Genomic DNA, 21,576 nt, shown 5'->3' with positions numbered 1-21,576 from the left:
TTTAAAACCTGATATTGTAATTAATAAATGGTATGGGTTTAGCAAATATGGATAGCTTAAAGCCGTTTATTACGCCACCTTGCTGCGTGAAATATGTTGAATAGGCATTTTGGCGCCCGGTAAGGTTATAAACGCCTATAGTAAACGAGTTATGGGTTAGCTGGTGTACCTTATGATTACCCTCAATATTCATCGAAAAATCGGACCTGAAATAATCAGGTATGCGATAAGCATTCCTATCTGAATAATAAACCCGCTCAGACCCGCCATAATAGTACTTGGCTATAGGCAGGGTAATTGGACGACCTGTGCTATAAGTAACATTCAAAGATACGCTGAACCTGTGCGAAAACCTGTAATTACCTATAAAATTAAAATCATGCGGCTTATCAAAATTAGCCGGATAGTATGCGCCTCCATTGATCAGTTCGCCGGCGTTAATATCATCCTGTTTTAAAAACGTGCGCGAATAGGTATAGCTTATCCATCCGTTTGCTTTACCCGTGGCTTTTTTAACCAAAAACTCTATACCATAGGCTTTACCTTCGGTTCCCAGCACATCATTTTCAATGTGATGATTGAGCACAAGGTTGGCGCCACTGCGGTAATCCAGATAATCTCTTAATCTTTTATAATAAACCTCAACAGAAGTTTCAATGGTATTTGATTGTAAATTATGATATATCCCTAACGATACCTGATCGCCATACTGGGGTTTAATATTGGGGTCGCTTAATTGCCATACATCGGTAGGCGCTATGGCTGTGGTGTTCGATAACAGGTGGATGTATTGCCTTAAGGTATTGTATCCGCCCTTTATGGAGGTATTATCTCCCAAATTATAACGGGCCGAAAGCCTGAATTCGGGACCAGAATAGGTTTTAATTACTTTATTCTTTGAATAGGTGGTACTATCAAGAAAGTTGGAACTTGTTTTGGGCAGATTGGGAGCATAATTATAAACAGTTTGAGGCCCCAGGTAATTATACAGTGAATACCGCACACCAACGCTCAAAGACAGATCATCGGTAATATCGTATTTATCGCCTATGTAAGCACCGCTTTCCAAGGCCTGCTGCGCCGGAACAACATCTGGCACCACCAACGATTGAACATTATTCGGCTGCAGGTTGCCGGGATGCAATTTGTAATAAATAGAGCTTACGCCAAAATTAACAGTATTCTTACGGTTAAGATAATAAGTAAAATCAGCTTTTAAATTGGTTTGGTTTATATCAAAATTAAGTCTGTAAGCATTAACCGGGTTATCAAAACTGGCAATATCATATTGATAATGATCAATGCCGGTAGTGATGAGGCTAAACAGCTTATCGTTAAAATTATGCTTCCATTTAATATTGAGATTACGGTTACTATAACTATACGCAGTATCGCTGTTTAGTTTAAATTTATCCTTGCTTATGTAACCGGTAAGGTAAATATTGTTTTTCTCATCAATTTGATGGCTTATATCAAGATTAAAATCATAAAATGAAGCCTGGCTGTGTTTGTAAGCTTCGGGCAGCAGTTTGAGCAGCCAATCAGAGTAAGTAACGCGGCCACCAAATATAAACGATGTTTTATCCTTAATAATTGGCCCCTCCACATTAAGGCGGCTGGTAATTAAACCAATCCCGGCCGAACCTGTAAATTTCTTTTTATTACCCTCGCGATTAGTTATATCCAGCACTGAGGATACACGGCCTCCAAATTTTTCGGGGATACTGCTTTTATATAGCTCTATTTCTTTTACGATATCCGGATTAAAGGAAGAGAAAAACCCAAAGAAATGCGAGGGGTTATAAATGGTAGCATCATTCAGCAATATCAAATTTTGATCGGCGGCACCACCGCGAACGTTAAACCCGGTTGTAGCCTCACCTACCGATTGTACACCAGGCAGCGTTAACACTACCCGAAGCACATCGGCCTCGCCAAATACGGTGGGTACTTGTTTAATACTTTTAATATCAAGACGGTTTACGCCTAACTGCACATTACGAACATTGGCAACTTTTTCAGCCGATATCTTCACCTCTTTAAGACTGGTTACCTGCTCCTGCATTTCAATATTGAGCTTACCATCCGAATAGAGAACAATTTGCCTGCGGGTATCGCGCATGCCAATACCTCTTATACTTAAAATTTGCCTGCCCTTTGGCAGCGTTATGGTAAAATATCCAAACTGATCTGTAGCTACTCCTGTTTTGGTGTTGGTAACATAAATACTGGCGCCTACAACTGATTCACCAGATTTGCCATCACGTACATAACCAGAGAGTGTGGCCCTGCCTGGCTCAATGGTATTTGTTTTTATACCTATTTCATATAATTTATTTTCGGTAGTTGCTTCCGGAACCTTCTTTTCTTTTTCATCGGTAAAATCGGCAACAGGAGTATTAGTAGTTACAGTCTGACTTACGGGTTGATTAGTTTGAGGATTAGCCTGGGGTTTATTTCCGAAAAAACCAGCAGCTAATTTAGGCTGTATTTCGCGCCCCCGGGTAAGGAATATGAACCTGTTAGAAATGGCGTAGTGAAAATCTGTGTTTTTAAAAGCAGCAGTCAATACAGTTTCAATTGGCTTATTATTTACCTGAACAGTAACTTTTAAACTGTCAAACTGGGCAGGGTTATAATAAAAGTGATAGCCTGTTTTTGCTTCGAGTTCTGTTACAAATTGGTCTATACCCGCTTGTTGAAAGTTTACACTTATTGATATGGCGGTATTTTGCTGAGCATAACCCCACTTAAATAACATCAAAAAACAGAAACTCAGAAAGTAAATTTTTTTCATCAGCAATTTTTATTTTCTCTGTATTTAGGTCAGGCAAAATATATTATCTCTGTTTATCTCTACCTTTTATGCATCATATTTATAAATAAGGACTTATATATTTTATCTTGATAGCTCATCATACCGGTTAACTATAGCTACCATGGTTTCTTCAGGAGCTTTTCTAAACTTAATCTTATTGGCTCTTATATATTGCTGCAGGTCCTTCTTTTTGTCTTTTAAAATAGCCAATAATGAGCTCTGGCTACTAATACTGTAGTAAGTATTACCCTTTCTCAAGTAAAAGCTTTTGCTTGAAGTAAAAAAGGTTTCAATTGTATTGCTGGAGGAGGTACTTTGAATGGATTTTGAACGCTTAACTAATACTGCCGAATTATTACTGTTATATAATTGATCATAAAAACCGGTATTTATACCTGCTTTTACATTCAACGAATCTGCTACGATATATACAAAGTGATGGTTAAGCAGATCAAAACTTTGAACTCTTTCGTTAATCAGGCAATACGTTGAAAATTTGTTATAAAGCAGCACCACAACAACATCTTTATACAAATCATACATCATGGGAACATCTTTATAAAAGAAGCCATCATAGGTAACAGTACCTGGATTAAAACCATTTACGTCAGAAAAATAGGCGGTTCCTTGTATATTAAGGCTGTAAGGATTATGCTCCTGGCCATTATATAAACGCGACTGCTGCCCTATTGCCTTATTATAGGCATCTGTAATACGCGTTAATGCAACCTGCTGCCCGGTAGTATCGCCAATAGAAGTCTGCGCCCGAGATCGTTTGCTTAGGAATATACAGGATATTACAATAAGGCAAAGGAGTATTTTTTTTGGCATTCAGGTTTATATAAAAATGAAATTTACATTACTTTAAGTTAATAATCAAGCAGATACAGAAAATAAATATTCAAAATAAGATACTGTATTAATTATGTTACAAATATTGCCTTTTAGTAAAAAAACGTGTTAAATATTATCATAAGCGATAAAATTACAGTCAAAAAGGTCAAAATAATTGAGCATTAGTGTTACAGAATTTTAAAAAAGCAATAAAAAAAGGGCTAACCTTTTCAGATTAGCCCTTTAAATGAGGTGTAATATATTATAATTTACGTTTTACTTCTACGTTTTCATAGGCCTCAACAATATCGCCTACTTCTATGTTGTTAAAGTTTTGGATATTTAAACCGCATTCGTAACCTGCATTCACTTCCTTAACATCGTCTTTAAAGCGTTTTAAGGATGCCAGCTCACCAGTATAGATTACAACGCCATCGCGTATAACACGGATTTTGCTGTTACGGTTAATTTTACCATCAAGCACCATACAACCTGCAATAGTACCCACCTTGCTGATTTTGAAGGTTTCACGTATCTCTACGTTAGCAACAATCTTCTCTTCAAAGGTTGGCGCAAGCATACCTTCCATCGCGGCTTTGATCTCGTTGATGGCATCATAGATGATAGAATACAACCTGATATCGATTTGTTCAGCCTCGGCCAATTTACGGGCACTTCCCGACGGACGTACCTGGAAACCTATAATGATCGCATCAGAAGCTGATGCAAGCAATACATCGGACTCAGATATCTGACCTACTGCCTTTGATATAATGTTAACCTGTATTTGCTCGGTTGAAAGTTTAAGCAATGAGTCAGATAATGCTTCGATTGAACCATCCACATCACCTTTAACAATAATGTTAAGCTCCTTAAAGTTACCAACTGCCAAACGACGGCCAATTTCATCAAGAGTGATGTGTTTCTGGGTGCGTAAACCTTGTTCACGTTGTAATTGCAAACGTTTGTTTGCAATTTCACGGGCTTCCGGTTCGCTTTCCAGCGCGTTGAATTTATCACCCGCTGTTGGTGCGCCCTGCATACCCAATACCTGTACCGGCGTTGATGGGCCTGCAGATTCAACTCTTTGACCGCGTTCATTGGTTAATGCCTTAACACGACCGCTGTAACAGCCAGCCAATATCGGGTCGCCAACTTTTAAGCGACCAGCCTGTACAAGGATAGTGGTAACAATACCACGGCCTTTATCAAGGGCCGCTTCAATAACTGTACCTACCGCGCGTTTATTTGGGTTAGCTTTTAATTCGAGTAATTCGGCTTCAAGCAATACTTTTTCTAAAAGCAGGTCAATATTTAAACCTGTTTTGGCCGATATTTCCTGTGTTTGATATTTACCACCCCACTCTTCAACTAAAATATTCATGGTAGATAACTGCTCACGTACTTTATCAGCATTAGCTCCCGGCTTATCAATTTTGTTGAAAGCAAAGATAATAGGTGCTCCTGCTGCCTGCGCGTGGTTTATGGCCTCGCGGGTTTGCGGCATCACGCTATCATCAGCGGCAATTACTATAATTACAATATCCGTCACCTGAGCACCCCTTGCACGCATGGCGGTAAACGCTTCGTGACCCGGAGTATCCAGGAATGTTATTTTTCCTTTATCGCCAGGCAGGGTTACCTCGTAAGCACCAATGTGCTGGGTAATACCACCGGCTTCGCCGCCTATTACGTTTGTTTTGCGTATAAAATCAAGCAGTGAGGTTTTACCGTGGTCAACGTGGCCCATGATGGTTACAATTGGCGCACGCGGAACCAGATCAGCCGGATCATCTGGCTGGTCAAGGTTGGCTTCCTCATCCTGTGGTTTTACAAACTCTATCTGGTAACCAAATTCGTCGGCAACAATGCTCAACGTTTCGGCATCAAGCCTTTGGTTAATAGACACGAACATACCCAGGCTCATACAGGTAGATATAATCTGTGTTACAGACACATCCATCATCAGCGCCAATTCGTTGGCAGTTACAAACTCGGTAACCTTTAACACTTTTGACTGTAGTTCCTGCTCCAGTGCCAGTTCTTCTGCAGAAGAAGCTACATCGTCACGTTTTTGACGGCGGAACTTAGCCCGCTGTGCAAACTTGCCAGATTTACCCGCACCGCTTAAGCGGGCAAGTGTTGCCTTGATCTGGTCTTGTATATCTTTTTCTGACGGTTCCTCTTTCGGGGTATTGTTTTGAGGGGCATTACGATTCCTGAAATCAGGACGATTGCCGCCCCCCTGATTATGACCACCTGCATTCGGATTATTGGCACGGTTCCTGAAATCGGGACGGTTAGGGTTAATAGTTCCCCCTGCTGGCGGCTGATTATGCCCTCCTTGCTGAGAACCTCCCTGATGTGCTCCTCCTCCCTGGTGAGGATGATTGCCACCTCCTTGTCCGCCCTGCTGAGGGTTTCCCTGATTATCTTTACGTTTTCTTTTGCGCTTATGATCAGCGTTATTCGCGTTTGACGATGATGCTACCGGATTACGCTTTGGCGCATTAACCGGCAACTGTATCTTACCAATCACGTTAGGTCCTGTAAGGCGTTCGGCCTTAGCCCTTATCACATCAGGTTCCTGATTGTTGTCCTCTGCAGGTGTTTCCACAACAGGAGCTTGAGCTACAGGAGCCTGTTCAGCTACTGGCGCTTTTGGCTCTTCGGGTTTTGGTGTTTCGGCAACTACTGGCTTCGGAGCCTCCACCTTTGGCTCTTCAGCTTTAGGTGCTTCCGCAACAACCTCTTTTGGCGCTTCAACTTTAGGCTCTGGTTTTGGCTCAGGAGCCACAACTTCTGGCTGCTTAGCAACTTCCACAGGCTTTGCCTCCACTGTTTTTTCAGCAGCAGGCTGCGGCTTTGCGTTTAAGTTATTAAGATCGATTTTACCAACCACCTTAACACCAGGCAAAACATCATTACGCTCATCTGATTTTTCAGGAGCAGGCTCAACCGGTTTTGGTTTTTCTGCCTGCGGCGAAGTATACTGACCTGCATTTTTGATCAATATCTCTTCGTTTTCAAAATCTCTTGAACGGCGATTCTCAACCGGTTTTTCAGGAAACGCTGCAGGCTCTTCTTTTCTGATCTTTCCGATACTGATCTGCTTGGCTTCCTCCTTGATACTTTTGTCAACAGCAAACTCCTTCAACAATGCGCTGTACATGTCGCTATCCAGCTTTGCCATAGGTTGCTTTTCAACCTTATAGCCTTTTGTAGCCAAAAAATCGACAATAGTACCCATACCAATGTTGAGTTCCTTTACTGCCTTAATTAATTTTATTGATTTGTCTTCTGACATTTATTAATACTTTCTCTGCTTATAATCGCAAAAATACGATTTTAATTTTGGTTATTATGCTTATTCAAACTCAGCATTCAATATTGATAACACTTCTTTTACAGTTTCTTCTTCCAAATCTGTACGTTTTACCAATTCTCCTACTGTTAAAGCAAGTACCGATTTTGCTGTATCTAAACCTATGCGTTTAAATTCATCAATTATCCAGCTATCAATTTCATCTGAAAATTCTTCGATGTCCACATCCTCGTCATGCTCATCTGCCTCACGGTAAACATCAATTTCATAGCCGGTCAGTTTGCCTGCCAATTTTATATTATGACCACCGCGACCAATAGCCAACGACACCTGATCGGGCTTTAAATATACTGCAGCGGTTTTTTTCTCATCATCAAGCTTAATAGAGGTTATTTTAGCCGGAGATAAAGCACGCTGAATATACAATTGTACGTTATTGGTAAAGTTGATCACGTCGATATTTTCGTTCTTCAATTCGCGTACTATACCGTGTATACGTGAACCTTTCATACCCACACAAGCTCCAACCGGGTCAATACGGTCATCATATGATTCTACAGCAACCTTCGCTCTTTCGCCCGGTTCACGTACAATCTTTTTAATGGTGATCAATCCGTCGAAAATCTCCGGTACCTCCAGTTCAAACAAACGCTGTAAAAACTCGGGAGCAGTACGTGATATAATGATCTTAGGATTGCTGTTCAGCATATCTACCTTATAAACCACTGCTTTTACGCTATCGCCTTTCTTAAAATAGTCGGCAGGTATCTGCTCTGTTTTTGGCAGTAATAACTCATTACCCTCGTCATCAAGCACCAGGGTTTCTTTTTTCCAAACCTGGTAAACCTCGCCGGTAACAATTTCGCCAACACGGTCTTTATATTTTTTGAAGATCTCGTCTTTCTCCAGTTCCAGAATTTTTGAAACCAGGGTTTGGCGTGCAGCTAAAATAGCACGACGGCCAAAGCTTTCCAGCGTGATCTGCTCAATGTAATCGTCCCCAACTTCCAGGTCGGCATCAAGCAATTGTGCTTCGGCCAGTTCAATTTCAAGGTCATCATCTTCACTAAAACCATCTTCCATTACCTTACGGGTACGCCAGATCTCCAAGTCACCGTTGTCCGTGTTAACAATTACGTCGCAATTCTCGTCGGTGCCATATTTTTTCCTGATCATGCTTCTGAAAACGTCTTCCAAAACGCTCATCATGGTTGGGCGGTCAATGTTCTTGAAATCTTTAAATTCCTGAAAAGAATCAATTAAATTAATATTGCTCATTTTCTACTTGAATGATATTAAAACTTTTGTTTCTGTTATTTTATCAATAGGGATAACGCTCTCAACAGTTTCGGCTTTTTTCCCTTTTTCTTTTACTTTTTCCTCAATAATAACAGCATCTTCGGCGATAGCTGTTAATTTACCTTCTCTTTTGGCCCCATCGGCCATTTTTATGGTTAAGTTACGACCTATGTTTTTGGCGTATTGCCTGGGCGATGACAGCGGAAAATCAATTCCCGGAGATGACACTTCCAGGTTATACGCCGTTTCTATCACATTCTCTTCTTCCAGGTGAAAACCCACATGCCTGCTCACCTGCACACAATCATCAATACCTACACCATTGTCGCCATCAATAAGCACAATCAGCTTTCCGTTCGGGTGCATTTTAACATCCACTAAAAACAAATTCGGCTTATCGGCAATCTTCTCCTCTACCAGCTCTTTTACTCTTTTTTCAATATTCATTACCCTTCGGTGTTGTTGATTGATAATTTGATTGACAAAATAAAAGAGGGGACTAATCGCCCCCTCTTTTTTTAATTAGGTGCAAATATACATAATAATATTTGATTTTCAAGCAATTCACAGCAGTTTTTACTTAAATACCAAATCGGAATAATGCAAACCGCCGGGCCTGTTACGCCCCATAATAAAATCAGATGCCTTATTGGCGGTATCATATTTATAGTATCGTACAAAATAGGTTTGATGGGCCGCAAAAGGCGTATCTGGTGTAAAAATAACGCTGTTATCCTTAACATGGTATGTACCCGGCTGTACCGGCTGATAATTTTTCAGATCAGTATCGGCAGGCATTTTATAAACAGGTACCAGCGCCTGCCACGCACTCCCTGATGAATCACGGGCAATATCCTGTAAAACAGCATTGTCCAGACCGCTTATTTGTATGGAACGCTTATCGGCAGATTGGGTAATCTGTACATTTACTTCCTCCTTATTGGTATTACAACCAAAGCAAAGGAGTAAGCATAGCCATATCATTTTTTTCATCATGTAATCTGTACGGATTTGTATAATTTTCGAATATACCTAACCGGTTTGCTCCTTTCAAATTATTTAGATTTTCCTCATAGAGTTAAGGTCGTGTTTTCCACAATGAATGAAAAGATTACATAATAGCAAATCATTAGCTGCAATAAAACCGTATAAGCCACAAGTTGAAAATTAAAAAAAAACAAATCTTAAAATGAAAAAACTATTTCCTGTTGTTTTAATCTGCCTCTTTTTATTTTCCTGCAAAAAGGATAAAGATAATAATCCCGACACAAGTGCTTCGATTGTCGGTACCTGGACCATTAATAGTTCTACCATATCCTATTACGATAAAAATGGTACACTTTTAGGAATTGACTCTACACAGGAAGACAAAGTTGTATTTAAAAGTGATGGAACCATAACCGGAACGCTTAGCGAAGACGATAGTGAAAAAACCACTTATACACTTACTGATGCTAACGGTAAAAAGAACCTTAAAGTAACCACAGACGATGGGCATGGCAATGTCAATTCAACAACCTATGAAGTTGTAAGTTTAACCAACCATAATTTAGACTTTAAATCAGATAATTTATACGATGGCATACCGGATAAGTATAATGGAGTGTATTACACCAAAGTAATTCTTGAGCTTAAGGCAAGCCGTTAAAATTCATCTATCTCACCATCATTCATAATAAAATGATGGTGAGGTAATTTCTTCGGTCTTTTTAAACACCTGCAGATTTACTTTTTCAACGTTTGCTCAAACAGTTTAAATATCCGTTTATACTCATCCGTCCAGCTGCTGGGTTGTTCAAAGCCATGATCTTCTACCGGGTATGAGGCCAGTTCCCAGTTTTCCTTATGCAGCTCGATCAATTTTTGCGTAAGCCGAATGATGTCCTGGTAATTTACATTCTGATCTACCATACCGTGCAGCATCAGCAGGTTCCCTTTTAAGCCATTAGCAAAATATATGGGCGAGCTTTTACGGTATGCGTTCTCATCGGTAAAAGGTTCGTTTAAAATATTGGAAGTGTACTCATGATTATAATGCGCCCAATCAGTTACCGAACGGATAGCACCTCCCGCTGCCCAGACGTCAGGCTCGGTAAACATTGCCATCAGGGTAATAAAGCCACCGTAAGAGCCTCCATATAAGCCTACATGTTTAGGATTGATGCCATATTTATCAATCAGATATTTCACTCCATCGGCCTGATCGGTTAAATCTTTGCCGCCCATGTGGCGATATATACCGGTACGCCAGTCGCGCCCGTAGCCCGCGCTTGCTGTATAATCAATATCAAGCACGGTATAACCATTATCGGCAAGCATATTATTAAACATATACTCGCGGAAATAATAGCTCCACGAGTAGGTTACCTCCTGCAAATAGCCTGCACCGTGCACAAAAACAACCGCGGGCTTTGCCGGATCGGGATTTTTGGGCAGATACTGACGCGCATAAACATCATTCCCATATCGGTTTTTAAAAGTAATGATCTCCGGATCGCGCCACGGATACGATTGAAACTCGGCGGTAAGCGAGTGGGTTACCTGAATTGCTTTGACGCCTGGCTTATTAGGTTGCACATAAAGCTCCCAGGGTTTATTAGAGTAAGAATACCGGATAGCCAGCCATTTTTCATCAGGCGATAGTGATACTTCGCTACCGCCTTTTATACTGGTAATTTTAACAGGGTTACCGCCGCTTACTGGAATGCTATAAAAATGGGTAATGCCCGGATGATCGATGTTTGCCGTAAAATAAAATATCTTTTTATCTTTTGACAGCTGCAGGGTTTGCACCTCCCACTTGCCACTGGTGAGCTGCTTTTTTACACCGCTTACTACGTCAACTACATAAATATGCGAATAGCCGCTGGCCTCGCTCTGAAAATAAAAATGCGTATCGTCGATAAACCCAATATTGCCGGTTGGCGAATCTTCAATGCCAGGGCCACCTATCCAGGCCTCGTCACGCTGTCTGTCAAGCAAGGTTAACTTACCGGTTACCGGGTCAAGGCGCATAATCCAGCGGTCTTTATTGTCATGCGCGTTTATTATTACAACCGTGTTTTTGCTGTTAGCGCTCCAAAACGGACCTTCAATATTAATCTTCCTATCGGCATTAAGCTGTTTACGCTCCGCGAGTTCACCGGGATAGTCCTTCAGATAATCGGGCAGGTCTTTTATCCCCGGTATATCTTTAGTGAGCACCGGGTACACAGCCTGGCGGTGGGTATCAAAAATAAATGTTTCGGACGTAGCGGAGGGCCTGCCTACCTTTGAGCGGTTAGGAATATCTTCGGTGAATCCTGAGCTGGTTACATAATTGGGTACAATGGCATTCTTTACACCATCGGCTGCTTTCACCAACCTGTAGGTAACATATCGCATATCAGGGCTTATCTTCACTGAGTTTACTTTATCATCGCCTATAACCAATTCTTTTATTTTTTGCGGTTCAAGATCAGCTTTATTAACCGAATCCTGCTTCGCTTCTTTTGCTTCTTTTTTTATAATATCAAACAGCTCCAACTGCTGTTTTTTAAGCCATGCCTGCTGATCATTAAGTGGCGTGTTATTTTTATTATTTGGAGCGGAGTGCACAAAACTGGTTAACTGCTTCAACTGCCCGCCGTTAAGTTTTAGGGCAAACAAATTACTGCCTTGCTTAAATATCACCTCACTTTCATCACCACTAAATACCGGTGCATCTTCCTGCTGCTGGGTATTGGTTAGCTGAATTACCTTGCCTGTTTTTATATCCTCCAGAAACAGATCTCCGTTCTTCTCAAAAACTTTCCGGGTATAGCTTTTATTCCAATCGCCTTCTGCGGTAGTTAAACTGCGTCGTTCGGCCATACTTACTTTCTGCGGCTTTGTATTGTCCGGGGTAATTGCATACAACTCATCAGAACTTGTTTTATTTGGATTCCAGTCAAAGTAGATCTTTTTGCTATCATCGCTCCAGCGGATATTTGAGGGCGATACTCCTATCCATTGCGGATCACGCATGATCTTTTCAATGGTAAGCGTATCCAGTTTTTGGGCAAATAGTCCCACGGAATTCAAAAGAAAAAGAAAGGTAAGTAGTTTTTTCATGTAGCTATAGATGGCACAATGCCTTTAAAATAACGCAATTTAGCAGTTTCGGCAATGATTGCTATTTTTAGGCATCTTATTATTACAGGATGGAAATACACGGCAAGGGGTTTACTTTAAGGGGATGGTTGGATGGTGATGAGGAATCACTGCAGAAACATGCGGACAACCCTAAAATATCGGTTTTTTTGTTGGACCGCTTCCCTTACCCCTATACTTTAGAGGAAGCCACCAAATGGGTTGCTTTTACGAAAAAACAGCAACCGCTAACCAATTTCGCCATAGCCATTGACGGACAGGTTTGCGGCGGCATAGCTGCAGATTTGATGATTGATGCCAACAGCAAGACAGCCGAAATAGGATACTGGCTTGCCGAACCTTATTGGAATCGTGGTATTATAACAGATGCTGTGCGGCTGATAACCAGCTATGCTTTTGAAAATTTAGATGTCATACGCTTACAGGCGGGTGTGTTTGACAAAAATTCCGCATCTATGCGGGTACTGGAAAAAGCCGGATATGTTAAAGAAGGCGTACTGCGCCATGCCCTTATTAAAAACGGCGAAGTAATGGATAAACACATGTACGCCATTCTGAAAGAATCTTAATTCAGCATTCTTCCGGTCACATCAACCGTGCGGGCAAATGGGTTCAGGAATTTGTTGGTTAAAACGGCAAACTCACGACGTGTAACAGGGCGGTTCATATCAAAATCTGACGTGAATTTATATTGCGTTTTCCAGGCTTTCTGCATGCTGATCTGCAGGGCCTTTGGTTCGGTTAAAGTGATCTCACTAATAAATGAAAGAAGATTGCCCTGCGTAAATTTTTCGGCCGGTTTTTCACGGTTAAACCATAAAAAAGCACGGGAATAAATTTCCTTAAAAAAGGGTTCTACCTCCGCGGTATTCACTATAGAATCCGGCATAAAAAGCAGTTCCGCGCTGTTGCCATTTACTTGCTGTACGCCCTTTAGCAAACCAGTAGCCCCAACTTGCTGTATTGACCGGAAATATGGGTCACTTTGCTTTATATCGGTAAATGGTAATAGCCATGCTTTAAAATCAAGCAATTCGCCCTGTATTATCCTCACATTTAGTTTTTTGGTAGTGGTTTTGAAGAAGGCGCAAAAAGCGGCGGTAGCACCCGCCCCTTGCCCTATGCTCATTTGTACTGACGGATACATGCTGCTGGCATTTACCAGGTGTGATACCGACATGGCTTTTTCCGTAACCAATAAATTGTCCAGATCTTTTAAAACAATAGCGCCCAACGGCACACTATAAGCGGTAAATGACGGATAATTTGTTTTAGGAGCAGTACCCTCGCCATAATGCTGGCCTGGTGAAGCATCGCCAACAGCTATGGAGGTACGGTATAATTTCAAAGCCTGATTATACGGATCGTACACATCATTAAGTGTCATGCGCACCAGCCCTTTGGCACGTGAGGCCTCGCGGATGTAGGGGATAAAAGGTAGGTGATCTGGCGTTGGAAATTCATCATCAATACCCAGATTTTTAAATCCGAGCTCTGTTTGCAAATAGTATACGAGCCCTAAAGTATGTAAACGCGCTTTGGCATAAAAAGCATTGCGGTTAGCGGGTTTCAAATCATCAGCTGTAGTTGGATATTGATTGCCGCAGCCTGCCCACTTTATCATATATTTATCATTTGGTAACCGGCCGTCGTTCAGCATTTTAGCTATATCCTTCCCTTTTAGGCACGCATAATTGGCAGCGTCATAATCCTCAGGCTTTATGATCGTTTTGTTAGCGGTTTTACCGAAATCTTTTACAATGGCAATCCAGGTAATATCCTGTACGCGCGGCAAAGCTTCTTTCGGTGCGAGTCCCTCACCTGTATCCAGCGCGCTATCAAACCCCGATACAAATGCCTCGCCTGCTTTGGCGGCTACGTCGCCCGTTTCTGTGGCATCAATAACTACCTTGGCTTTAATGGTGGTGCTTTTATTATTTACCATTATACTTACCTGCCAGCCGGTACCATCCTTTTCAATGGCCGTCCAGGGAGTATTTAATTTTACCGTTAGATTTTTAACGGTATCTGTTATTTTTTTTAGGATAGCAGCACCTGTGTATGGCTCAAACCGCAGTACTGCATTATAAGTAGAATCATACCCAAGCCTGGGTTTATAAAAATCTCTTACATGTTTGCGAAACTCCCCCCAAATGCCCGATGGTAAATTACGGTTACCCTCCACTACACACATTCCCCCGGCGGTCATGCTGCCGCCAAGCCACGGTCCGGGTTCAACCAATAAGGTTTTTAATTTGCTGCGCGCACCCTGTATGGCGGCGGCTGTACCACTGGCTCCGCCGCCTATTACCAGTATATCGGTTTTGATGGTTTGGGCATATATAAATGAACTATTTAAAAGGAAAATAATGATAAGTATCTTTTTAACCATCGGTTTACTAAATAGGTACAAAACGCTAAATTAAGGCAAAAGCTTGTGGTAGTTTAAATTAATGTCTAAATTAAATTTTTTTAAGCCCATGACAGACGAACAAATGAAATTCCCGATAGGGAAATTTGCACCTCCTGCATCATATACCAATGAAGATATACGCCAGTGGATTGATGACATTAAAACGCTGCCCGGCAAATTACGGCATGCCATTACCGGTTTAAACTACCAGGAGCTTGATACACCATACCGCAGAGGTGGTTGGACACTAAGACAGGTAATACACCACCTGGCCGATAGCCACATGAACTCTATTACCCGTTTTAAACTGGCATTAACCGAAAACAACCCGGTTATAAAACCATATGAAGAAGCCGATTGGGCGCTGTTGCCCGATTATCGCTTACCAGTTGAGCCATCATTAAAAATGCTGGAGGGTATACACCAGCGTTTTGTTGCCTTATTTGAAAGTTTTACCGAGAATGAATGGGCCCGAACATTTGTGCACCCCGCATCGGGCGAAACCATATCGCTTATCAGGGCGTTGGCAACCTATGCCTGGCATAGCAACCATCATTTAGCACACGTTACCGAAACAGTAAAGAAATTTCATGTGAAACACGAGGTGAAAGGATAAATGTAAAAATCAGAGGAGAGAATGGCAATTGGAAAACTTCAAAGCAAAATCTTTCGACTTTTATCTTTATCCTTTCACCTTAAACAACCTTAACTCGCGGCCGGGAAACTCAGATAAAACGCGGTGCCACTGCCTATGGTAGTTTCGAACCAAATTTTACCATTGGCATTTTCAATGGAATTTTTAACAAATGCCAGTCCTAACCCTGTTCCGGAACTTTTAGTGGTAAAGTTTGGTTCAAATATTTTCTCGCGCATGTTTTCGGGTATCCCGTTGCCATTATCCTTTATGGTGAGTAAAACATTTTTGCTCGTTATCAGATAATTAATATCTATCTCACCCTTCCTGTCCGGAGGGGTGGCTTCTATGGCGTTTTTTAACAGATTGTTAAAGCAGCGCAATAACTGATCACGATCAGCACTGATGATAAACGGAGCTTCGGGTGGCTGATAAGTAATATAGATATTATCCATTTGTTTAAAAATGGTTACCGCCTGACCCAGCATTTCAAAAATATTGATCTGCTCTATACGTGTATCCGGCATTTTGGCAAAAGCTGAAAATTCAGACGCAATGGACGACAAGCTCTCGATCTGCTCAACAAATGATCTGCTGAAACGCTCAAACTTCTGATCAAACTTAGGATCCTTATCTTTCCATGATTTATCAAGCAGCTGCAAACCCAGCTTTAAAGGGGTTAAGGGATTTTTAATTTCGTGCGCCACCTGTTTGGCCATTTCGCGCCAGGCACTTTCGCGCTCTGATTGCGCCAGCCGGTGGGCACTATGCTCCAGGGCCGATATCATTTTATTATACTCTTTTATAAGGGCCCCTATTTCATCATTACGCGCCCATTTAATATGCTCATTCTTCTTGCCATATATGGTTTTACTCAAACTTTCCTGAATAAAGTTTAGGGGAGCTGTAATTTGCCGGGCTATAATAATGGCGAACAAACCAATAGCTATAAATACTACAGCATATACATTGATCATTACATTGAGCAATGAACTGATCCGTTCCCGATAATCAGCCTCATTAGAAAAATAGGGTAACTGAATGTAAGCAATGGTTTTATTTGAACTAATGATTGGCGCATAAGCTGCTTTGTAACTTAACCCGCCTATTTTCTCTTCGTTTACGAACTCCGATTTTTGCAGCCTGCTTAAGTAAATAAATGCCCTCGCGTTCATTCTTTTAGCCGATAATCCGTATTCATAAATTTTGGGCTGAGTGGTTACAAGTGGTACTCCATTGGTATCATACAGGATCAGATCGGTTGAATAATTATTAGCCAGTTCGTTAAAACTAACCTGGCTTTCTTCGTTTACATTATATATATACTTGTTGAAAATACCACTTTCAAACGCTGTAACTATACGCGTTATTTTATCGCGGATCATTTTATCCTGCTGGGTGTGATATTGTGTACTGATGGATATAAATGTGATAAACCCTACCATAATGAGCGTTATCATTACAGCGAAGATCATAGAGAATTGTATTCGTGTTCTGTATAATATCCTATCGAAATTTAATCTCAAGTGCCATTTAATGCCATTTTCGGTAATGCTAAATATCCTGATGCGCTTCCATGCCCATCTGATACCCACAATTACGGCGCTAAACATGAGCAATACCACAAAAAAGAATGTGAGGGAGGTTATTCCATTATATAAAGAATTAACCTCCTTGCTTACTATTATTAAGTTACGGTTACTGGGTTTGTATATGAGATGGTTATAAGTTGTAAAGTTATCATACCACTCTCCATTATTACTTCGGGTAATTTTAATTTGATATTTCTTAATATCACCATTAAACTCCGTATTATTAAGCGTATAAACATAATTACCTCTCTGGCTTAACAATTTATTGTCGATATAGAAGGCATAAGAGTAATCTTTAAATTCATCTTCAGATTTTATATGGCCATCAATCAGTAATTCTGGAAATGAGCCCGACGATTGCAGCGGTTTTGATTTTAATTCAATTACCAATGTACCCAGTTGCCTACCGGCATAATTAACAGGCAGTATGGCAAAGTAATTTTGAAATCCGAAAGATTCGTTTTCGCGATAGAAGTAATCTGATACCTTAAATGAACTATACAGCACCAGGTCTTTAAATACATTTAACGAATAATTATCACCTGTTACAGGCTCGTCTTTTTCGTTATACTCATGTACTTTAAATTCATATTTTGACAGATAACCATCAAAATAAAGCTTTTGAAAACGGGTTTTCAGAAAATCCCGGTTATGCAATGAGTCCTGCTTAAAGTACGAGACGATTGCCGAATCGGCAACTATCTGCCCTTCTATTCGTTTAAAAATATAGTCTGCGGTTGCGTCATCAGGTACCTCCAGTTTTTGAACCAGGGCTTCACGTGTTCCCCTTTCTTTTATAGTTTCAAACTGGTTAAGTTTTATAGCTGATATAAGTGAGCATATTAATACAATACAAAGAAAAGTTACCGCGTTAAGTCGCCCGTTATGATATAAAAAACCGTAGGCTCTTACAATAACCAATATTGCCCATAGCAGGTAAAAAGATGTATACTCTTTATACCATGCAAAAGTCACTGTTGTTAAAATAACGCTAATTATGAAAAGAAATAGTAGGTGCGAACGTGGTATAATAAGCTTTAAACAAACAAAGAGCGCAATTTCATTAATGATGTAAAACGCCAGGAAGCTAAAGCACACCATTAATACCCCGAGTAAACTGAATCCTGAAAGGCTAAGTACGTTATTTACATTAAAACTTATTTTTGAATTGATAACCAGGCCATAAAATAAATTTAAAAACAAGGCTGATATTACAATAAGTATCAATATACAGGTTATTGCAATAACATAACTTGAAACCTTAGCCGGTGTAGTATTAAACAAGCGATGCCGTTGCTGATGCAGGAAAGTAACAAACCAGAGTATACACAAAATATTGATACAAAAATCGCCCAGGGAAGGATATACCACGCTCGAAGCATAATATGCCGGATTAAAAACGGAAAGTGTATATGTAAAATCGGGTAGGTTGTAATGCAGATTAATATACCTGAACAATACAATAAACAAAGCCAAAAAAACTGCCGCAACCCATGCATAGTCTTTTGATGCTACGTAGCAACAGACATTATGCATTAAAATACACAATGTCAGGATAGTTAATATCCAAACGGTCAGTTCATAATAAACAAACGCATCATTAACCGCATTTGCCTTCTCTTTTACAGAGAATAAATAATCGTTATTGCTACTGTGTACCTCATATACGTTTCGATCAGAAAAATCGGCTATGTCAATGTTGTTCTCCTTAACCAGATCGCGGTTAAAAGTATTTTGAAGATATTGGTTTTCAAACGCGTAATTGGTTTTTATAGGAATAAAAAAAATAACGGAAAAATCACCTTTACTTTTTCTTACGGTTTCATAATAACCATTGGGCTGCTTAATAAATGAGTAGCCTTCGGTTATGCCTGCTAAATTATCAGGAATTACTTTTATACCGCTCCAAAACCTGAGGTGGTTATTATAGAGTGTAACAAACCAAATGTTGTTACGATTGGTTATTTCATCAATATCATTAAGTGCATCCTGCTCATTATCGGGCAGGTATTTAAACAGCCTGAATTTTAATTTATCGTTTATAAGCCCATTTACATAAGCCTCTTTTTGGTGCAGATTATTTTCTACCGTACGGCCGATTTGTACCAGATTATTTACCGGCGCATACGTTTTTTGGACAATAATAGCCGTAAATAATAAACAAATGCCTATCAGGGTCAACAACAAACGTATTTTTCCGGAGGTAGTCAAATTGCCTTATATAAATTTATTAATAACAATAAAAGGCACCTTGCGGTGCCTGTAATAATTATTACTGTAAAACAGCGCTACTAGTAGGCACCGCCATGTCAACTTTTTTTACCAGGCCTTGCAATACCTTACCTGGGCCAACTTCGGTAAAAGAAGTAGCGCCGTCTTCGAGCATGTGTTTTACGGTTTGTGTCCACCTTACAGGCCCGGTGAGCTGAGCTATTAAGTTTTGTTTAATCAACGCCGGATCAGTATAAGGTTTGGCATCTATATTTTGATATATAGTACAAACCGGCCGGTTAATTTCGGTAGCAACAATAGCAGCTTCCAGCTCAACCCTTGCCGCCTCCATTAATGGGGAATGGAAAGCGCCGCCAACTTTAAGTTTTAATGCCCTTTTAGCACCTGCGGCGAGTGCTTTTTCACAGGCCTCGTCAATACCGGCAATACTGCCTGAAATTACGAGTTGCCCTGGACAATTATAATTTGCGGTTACCACAACTTCTGTTACCTGCTGGCAGATATCTTCAACAGTAAAATCATCCAGTCCTAAAATTGCGGCCATGGTTGATGGTTGCAATTCACAGGCTTTTTGCATAGCATTGGCCCGGGCAGCTACTAAACGCAAACCGTCCTCAAATGATAAAGCCCCTGCTGCCACTAATGCCGAAAACTCACCTAATGAATGACCGGCAACCATTTCGGGTTTAAAATCATCACCCAAAACAGCTGCTAAAATAACTGAATGCAGAAATATGGCAGGTTGCGTAACATTAGTTTGAACAAGATCTTCGGCTGTACCATCAAACATAACGTTGGTAATATGGAAACCTAAAATTTCGTTTGCCTTTTCAAATAATTCACGGGCTTTTTCTGACTGTTCGTACAGATCTTTACCCATGCCTGGAAACTGAGCACCCTGGCCCGGAAAAATATATGCTTTCATAGCCCCCTAACCCCCTAAAGGGGGAATTTGTTATTAATTGTTTATAATTTAGTTTATTTTCTCTCACGCTCCCCCTTCAGGGGGCCGGGGGGCTTACCCCAATTTTGCTGATATCAAATTTAAAAATTCTGTGCGGGTTTTTTCTTTTAAAAACTCACCTGTAAATGCCGATGTGGTGGTTACTGAGTTTTGCTTTTGCACTCCCCGCATGCTCATACACAAATGGCGGCACTCAATAACTACACCTACGCCAATGGGGCCTAAGGTATCCTGTATACAATCACGAATTTCGTTAGTAAGGCGTTCCTGTACCTGCAGGCGGCGGGCAAAAACATCAACTATACGCGGTATTTTACTCAGGCCAACTACATAGCCATTGGGTATATAAGCAATGTGTGCCTTACCGAAAAATGGCAGCATGTGGTGCTCGCACATGGAGTACACCTCAATATCCTTTACAATAACCATCTGGCTGTACTCTTCCTTAAACATGGCCGAGTTCATGATCTCTTTAGCATCAAGATCATAACCATGGGTAAGGTAAAGCATAGCTTTAGCCATACGTTCGGGGGTTTTTAACAAGCCTTCCCGTTCTGGATTTTCGCCAATTTGCTTTAAAACATCATGGTAATGACCAGAAAGGTTCTGGATCAAAGCGGGGTTATAACGGTCAACTTTGGTATATCCATCCAAATCATCGTCATCATCGCGATGCGGGAGGTTCTCTTTATCTATCATCTTTTCAAGTTATCCGCCAAAGTACTCGGCAGAATTGTTTTCGGTTTCATACAATTTAACCGAGTGCAGAAAAACACCCTCATAAGCTTCAATAGGCGCTTTAAGCTGCTTAAATATTTCTATACACAGCAACTCTGTCGAAGCCATTTTACCAGCCATAAACTCAACATCCTTATTGATGTTTTTATGGTCGAGCTTTTCAATAACATAATCGTTAATGATAGTTTTGAGCTCTTTCAGGTCAATTAAATAGCCTGTCGCATGCGTAACTTCGCCTTTAACGGTTACAAACAGGTTGTAATTATGCCCATGCCAGTTAGGGTTGGCGCATTTGCCAAATACCTCATTATTTTTTTCAGCGCTCCATTCCTCACGGTACATCCGGTGAGCGGCATTAAAATGTTCTTTGCGCGTTATATGTATCATCATAATAATCGTGGGTGCAAATATACAAAACAAAAATAGCTGAGTTGTTTTATCTTAGCACTCAAAAAAAGCAATATTTGGCCTCACCCTGCCCTCTCCAAAGGAGAGGGTTTAAAAAGTGAAGTTAAAGTCCGCTCCTTTGGAGAGGATTATTCGCTATTTATGTTTATTTAGTGCTCATGAGGGCTTTGCCGTTTAGGTGAGGCTGG

At 40.6% G+C, this 21,576-nt stretch carries 15 protein-coding genes; 3 read left to right on the top strand and 12 right to left on the bottom strand.

Annotated elements, in window-relative coordinates; translation table 11 throughout:
- Window position 1 precedes the first annotated feature (1 nt).
- The 6 genes from SNE25_RS03910 to SNE25_RS03885 form a co-directional block, all read right to left on the bottom strand.
- Window positions 2-2,797 (bottom strand): TonB-dependent receptor, encoded by a 2,796-nt coding sequence (locus SNE25_RS03910; protein WP_321563781.1) that lies wholly within the window; start codon window positions 2,795-2,797, stop codon window positions 2-4.
- 102 nt (window positions 2,798-2,899) lie between these two features.
- Window positions 2,900-3,649 (bottom strand): hypothetical protein, encoded by a 750-nt coding sequence (locus SNE25_RS03905; protein ID WP_321563780.1) that lies wholly within the window; start codon window positions 3,647-3,649, stop codon window positions 2,900-2,902.
- A gap of 265 nt (window positions 3,650-3,914) precedes the next feature.
- The gene (gene infB, locus SNE25_RS03900; RefSeq protein WP_321563779.1) at window positions 3,915-6,959 is read right to left on the bottom strand and encodes a translation initiation factor IF-2; all 3,045 of its coding nucleotides are present in this window, start codon (window positions 6,957-6,959) and stop codon (window positions 3,915-3,917) included.
- A 60-nt stretch (window positions 6,960-7,019) separates the two neighbouring features.
- Window positions 7,020-8,255 (bottom strand): transcription termination factor NusA, encoded by a 1,236-nt coding sequence (nusA, locus tag SNE25_RS03895; protein ID WP_321563778.1) that lies wholly within the window; start codon window positions 8,253-8,255, stop codon window positions 7,020-7,022.
- Window positions 8,256-8,258: 3 nt separating this feature from the next.
- Window positions 8,259-8,723, bottom strand: a complete 465-nt coding sequence (gene rimP, locus SNE25_RS03890; protein WP_321563777.1) for a ribosome assembly cofactor RimP — start codon at window positions 8,721-8,723, stop codon at window positions 8,259-8,261.
- 129 nt (window positions 8,724-8,852) lie between these two features.
- A complete protein-coding gene (locus tag SNE25_RS03885; protein ID WP_321563776.1) occupies window positions 8,853-9,272 on the bottom strand; it encodes a hypothetical protein in 420 nt (139 codons plus the stop codon).
- 193 nt (window positions 9,273-9,465) lie between these two features.
- Between SNE25_RS03885 and SNE25_RS03880 the strand changes: the two genes are divergently transcribed.
- Window positions 9,466-9,924: a hypothetical protein gene (locus SNE25_RS03880; protein ID WP_321563775.1), complete on the top strand. Its 459-nt coding sequence runs from the start codon at window positions 9,466-9,468 to the stop codon at window positions 9,922-9,924.
- A 77-nt stretch (window positions 9,925-10,001) separates the two neighbouring features.
- Here the strand turns inward: SNE25_RS03880 and SNE25_RS03875 are convergent, their stop codons facing one another.
- The gene (locus SNE25_RS03875; RefSeq protein ID WP_321563774.1) at window positions 10,002-12,368 is read right to left on the bottom strand and encodes a S9 family peptidase; all 2,367 of its coding nucleotides are present in this window, start codon (window positions 12,366-12,368) and stop codon (window positions 10,002-10,004) included.
- An 89-nt stretch (window positions 12,369-12,457) separates the two neighbouring features.
- Here SNE25_RS03875 and SNE25_RS03870 point away from each other — a divergent pair, with 89 nt between their 5' ends.
- Window positions 12,458-12,976, top strand: coding sequence for a GNAT family N-acetyltransferase (locus SNE25_RS03870; protein ID WP_321563773.1), 519 nt, complete (start codon window positions 12,458-12,460; stop codon window positions 12,974-12,976).
- Here the strand turns inward: SNE25_RS03870 and SNE25_RS03865 are convergent.
- Window positions 12,973-14,799, bottom strand: a complete 1,827-nt coding sequence (locus SNE25_RS03865) for an FAD-dependent oxidoreductase (protein ID WP_321563772.1) — start codon at window positions 14,797-14,799, stop codon at window positions 12,973-12,975. The two genes, SNE25_RS03870 and SNE25_RS03865, sit on opposite strands and share 4 nt — an antisense overlap.
- Before the next feature lie 88 nt (window positions 14,800-14,887).
- Here SNE25_RS03865 and SNE25_RS03860 point away from each other — a divergent pair, with 88 nt between their 5' ends.
- Window positions 14,888-15,436, top strand: coding sequence for a YfiT family bacillithiol transferase (locus tag SNE25_RS03860; protein ID WP_321563771.1), 549 nt, complete (start codon window positions 14,888-14,890; stop codon window positions 15,434-15,436).
- Between the two features lie 89 nt (window positions 15,437-15,525).
- On the opposite strand, the gene SNE25_RS03855 is transcribed toward SNE25_RS03860, so the two are convergent.
- The 4 genes from SNE25_RS03855 to SNE25_RS03840 all read right to left on the bottom strand — a co-directional run bounded on the left by SNE25_RS03855 (window position 15,526) and on the right by SNE25_RS03840 (window position 21,367).
- Window positions 15,526-19,257: an ATP-binding protein gene (locus SNE25_RS03855; protein ID WP_321563770.1), complete on the bottom strand. Its 3,732-nt coding sequence runs from the start codon at window positions 19,255-19,257 to the stop codon at window positions 15,526-15,528.
- 61 nt (window positions 19,258-19,318) lie between these two features.
- Entirely contained in the window at window positions 19,319-20,203 is an 885-nt protein-coding gene (gene fabD, locus SNE25_RS03850; protein ID WP_321563769.1) for an ACP S-malonyltransferase, read from the bottom strand.
- Window positions 20,204-20,296: 93 nt separating this feature from the next.
- Window positions 20,297-20,941 (bottom strand): GTP cyclohydrolase I FolE, encoded by a 645-nt coding sequence (gene folE / locus SNE25_RS03845; RefSeq protein ID WP_321563768.1) that lies wholly within the window; start codon window positions 20,939-20,941, stop codon window positions 20,297-20,299.
- Between the two features lie 9 nt (window positions 20,942-20,950).
- Window positions 20,951-21,367, bottom strand: coding sequence for a 6-pyruvoyl trahydropterin synthase family protein (locus tag SNE25_RS03840; protein WP_321566202.1), 417 nt, complete (start codon window positions 21,365-21,367; stop codon window positions 20,951-20,953).
- Window positions 21,368-21,576 lie beyond the last annotated feature (209 nt).

The sequence above is a fragment of the Mucilaginibacter sabulilitoris genome, from assembly GCF_034262375.1.
In the GTDB taxonomy this organism is placed as follows: Bacteria; Bacteroidota; Bacteroidia; order Sphingobacteriales; family Sphingobacteriaceae; genus Mucilaginibacter; species Mucilaginibacter sabulilitoris.
This window is presented reverse-complemented; position numbering and strand designations above follow the sequence as displayed.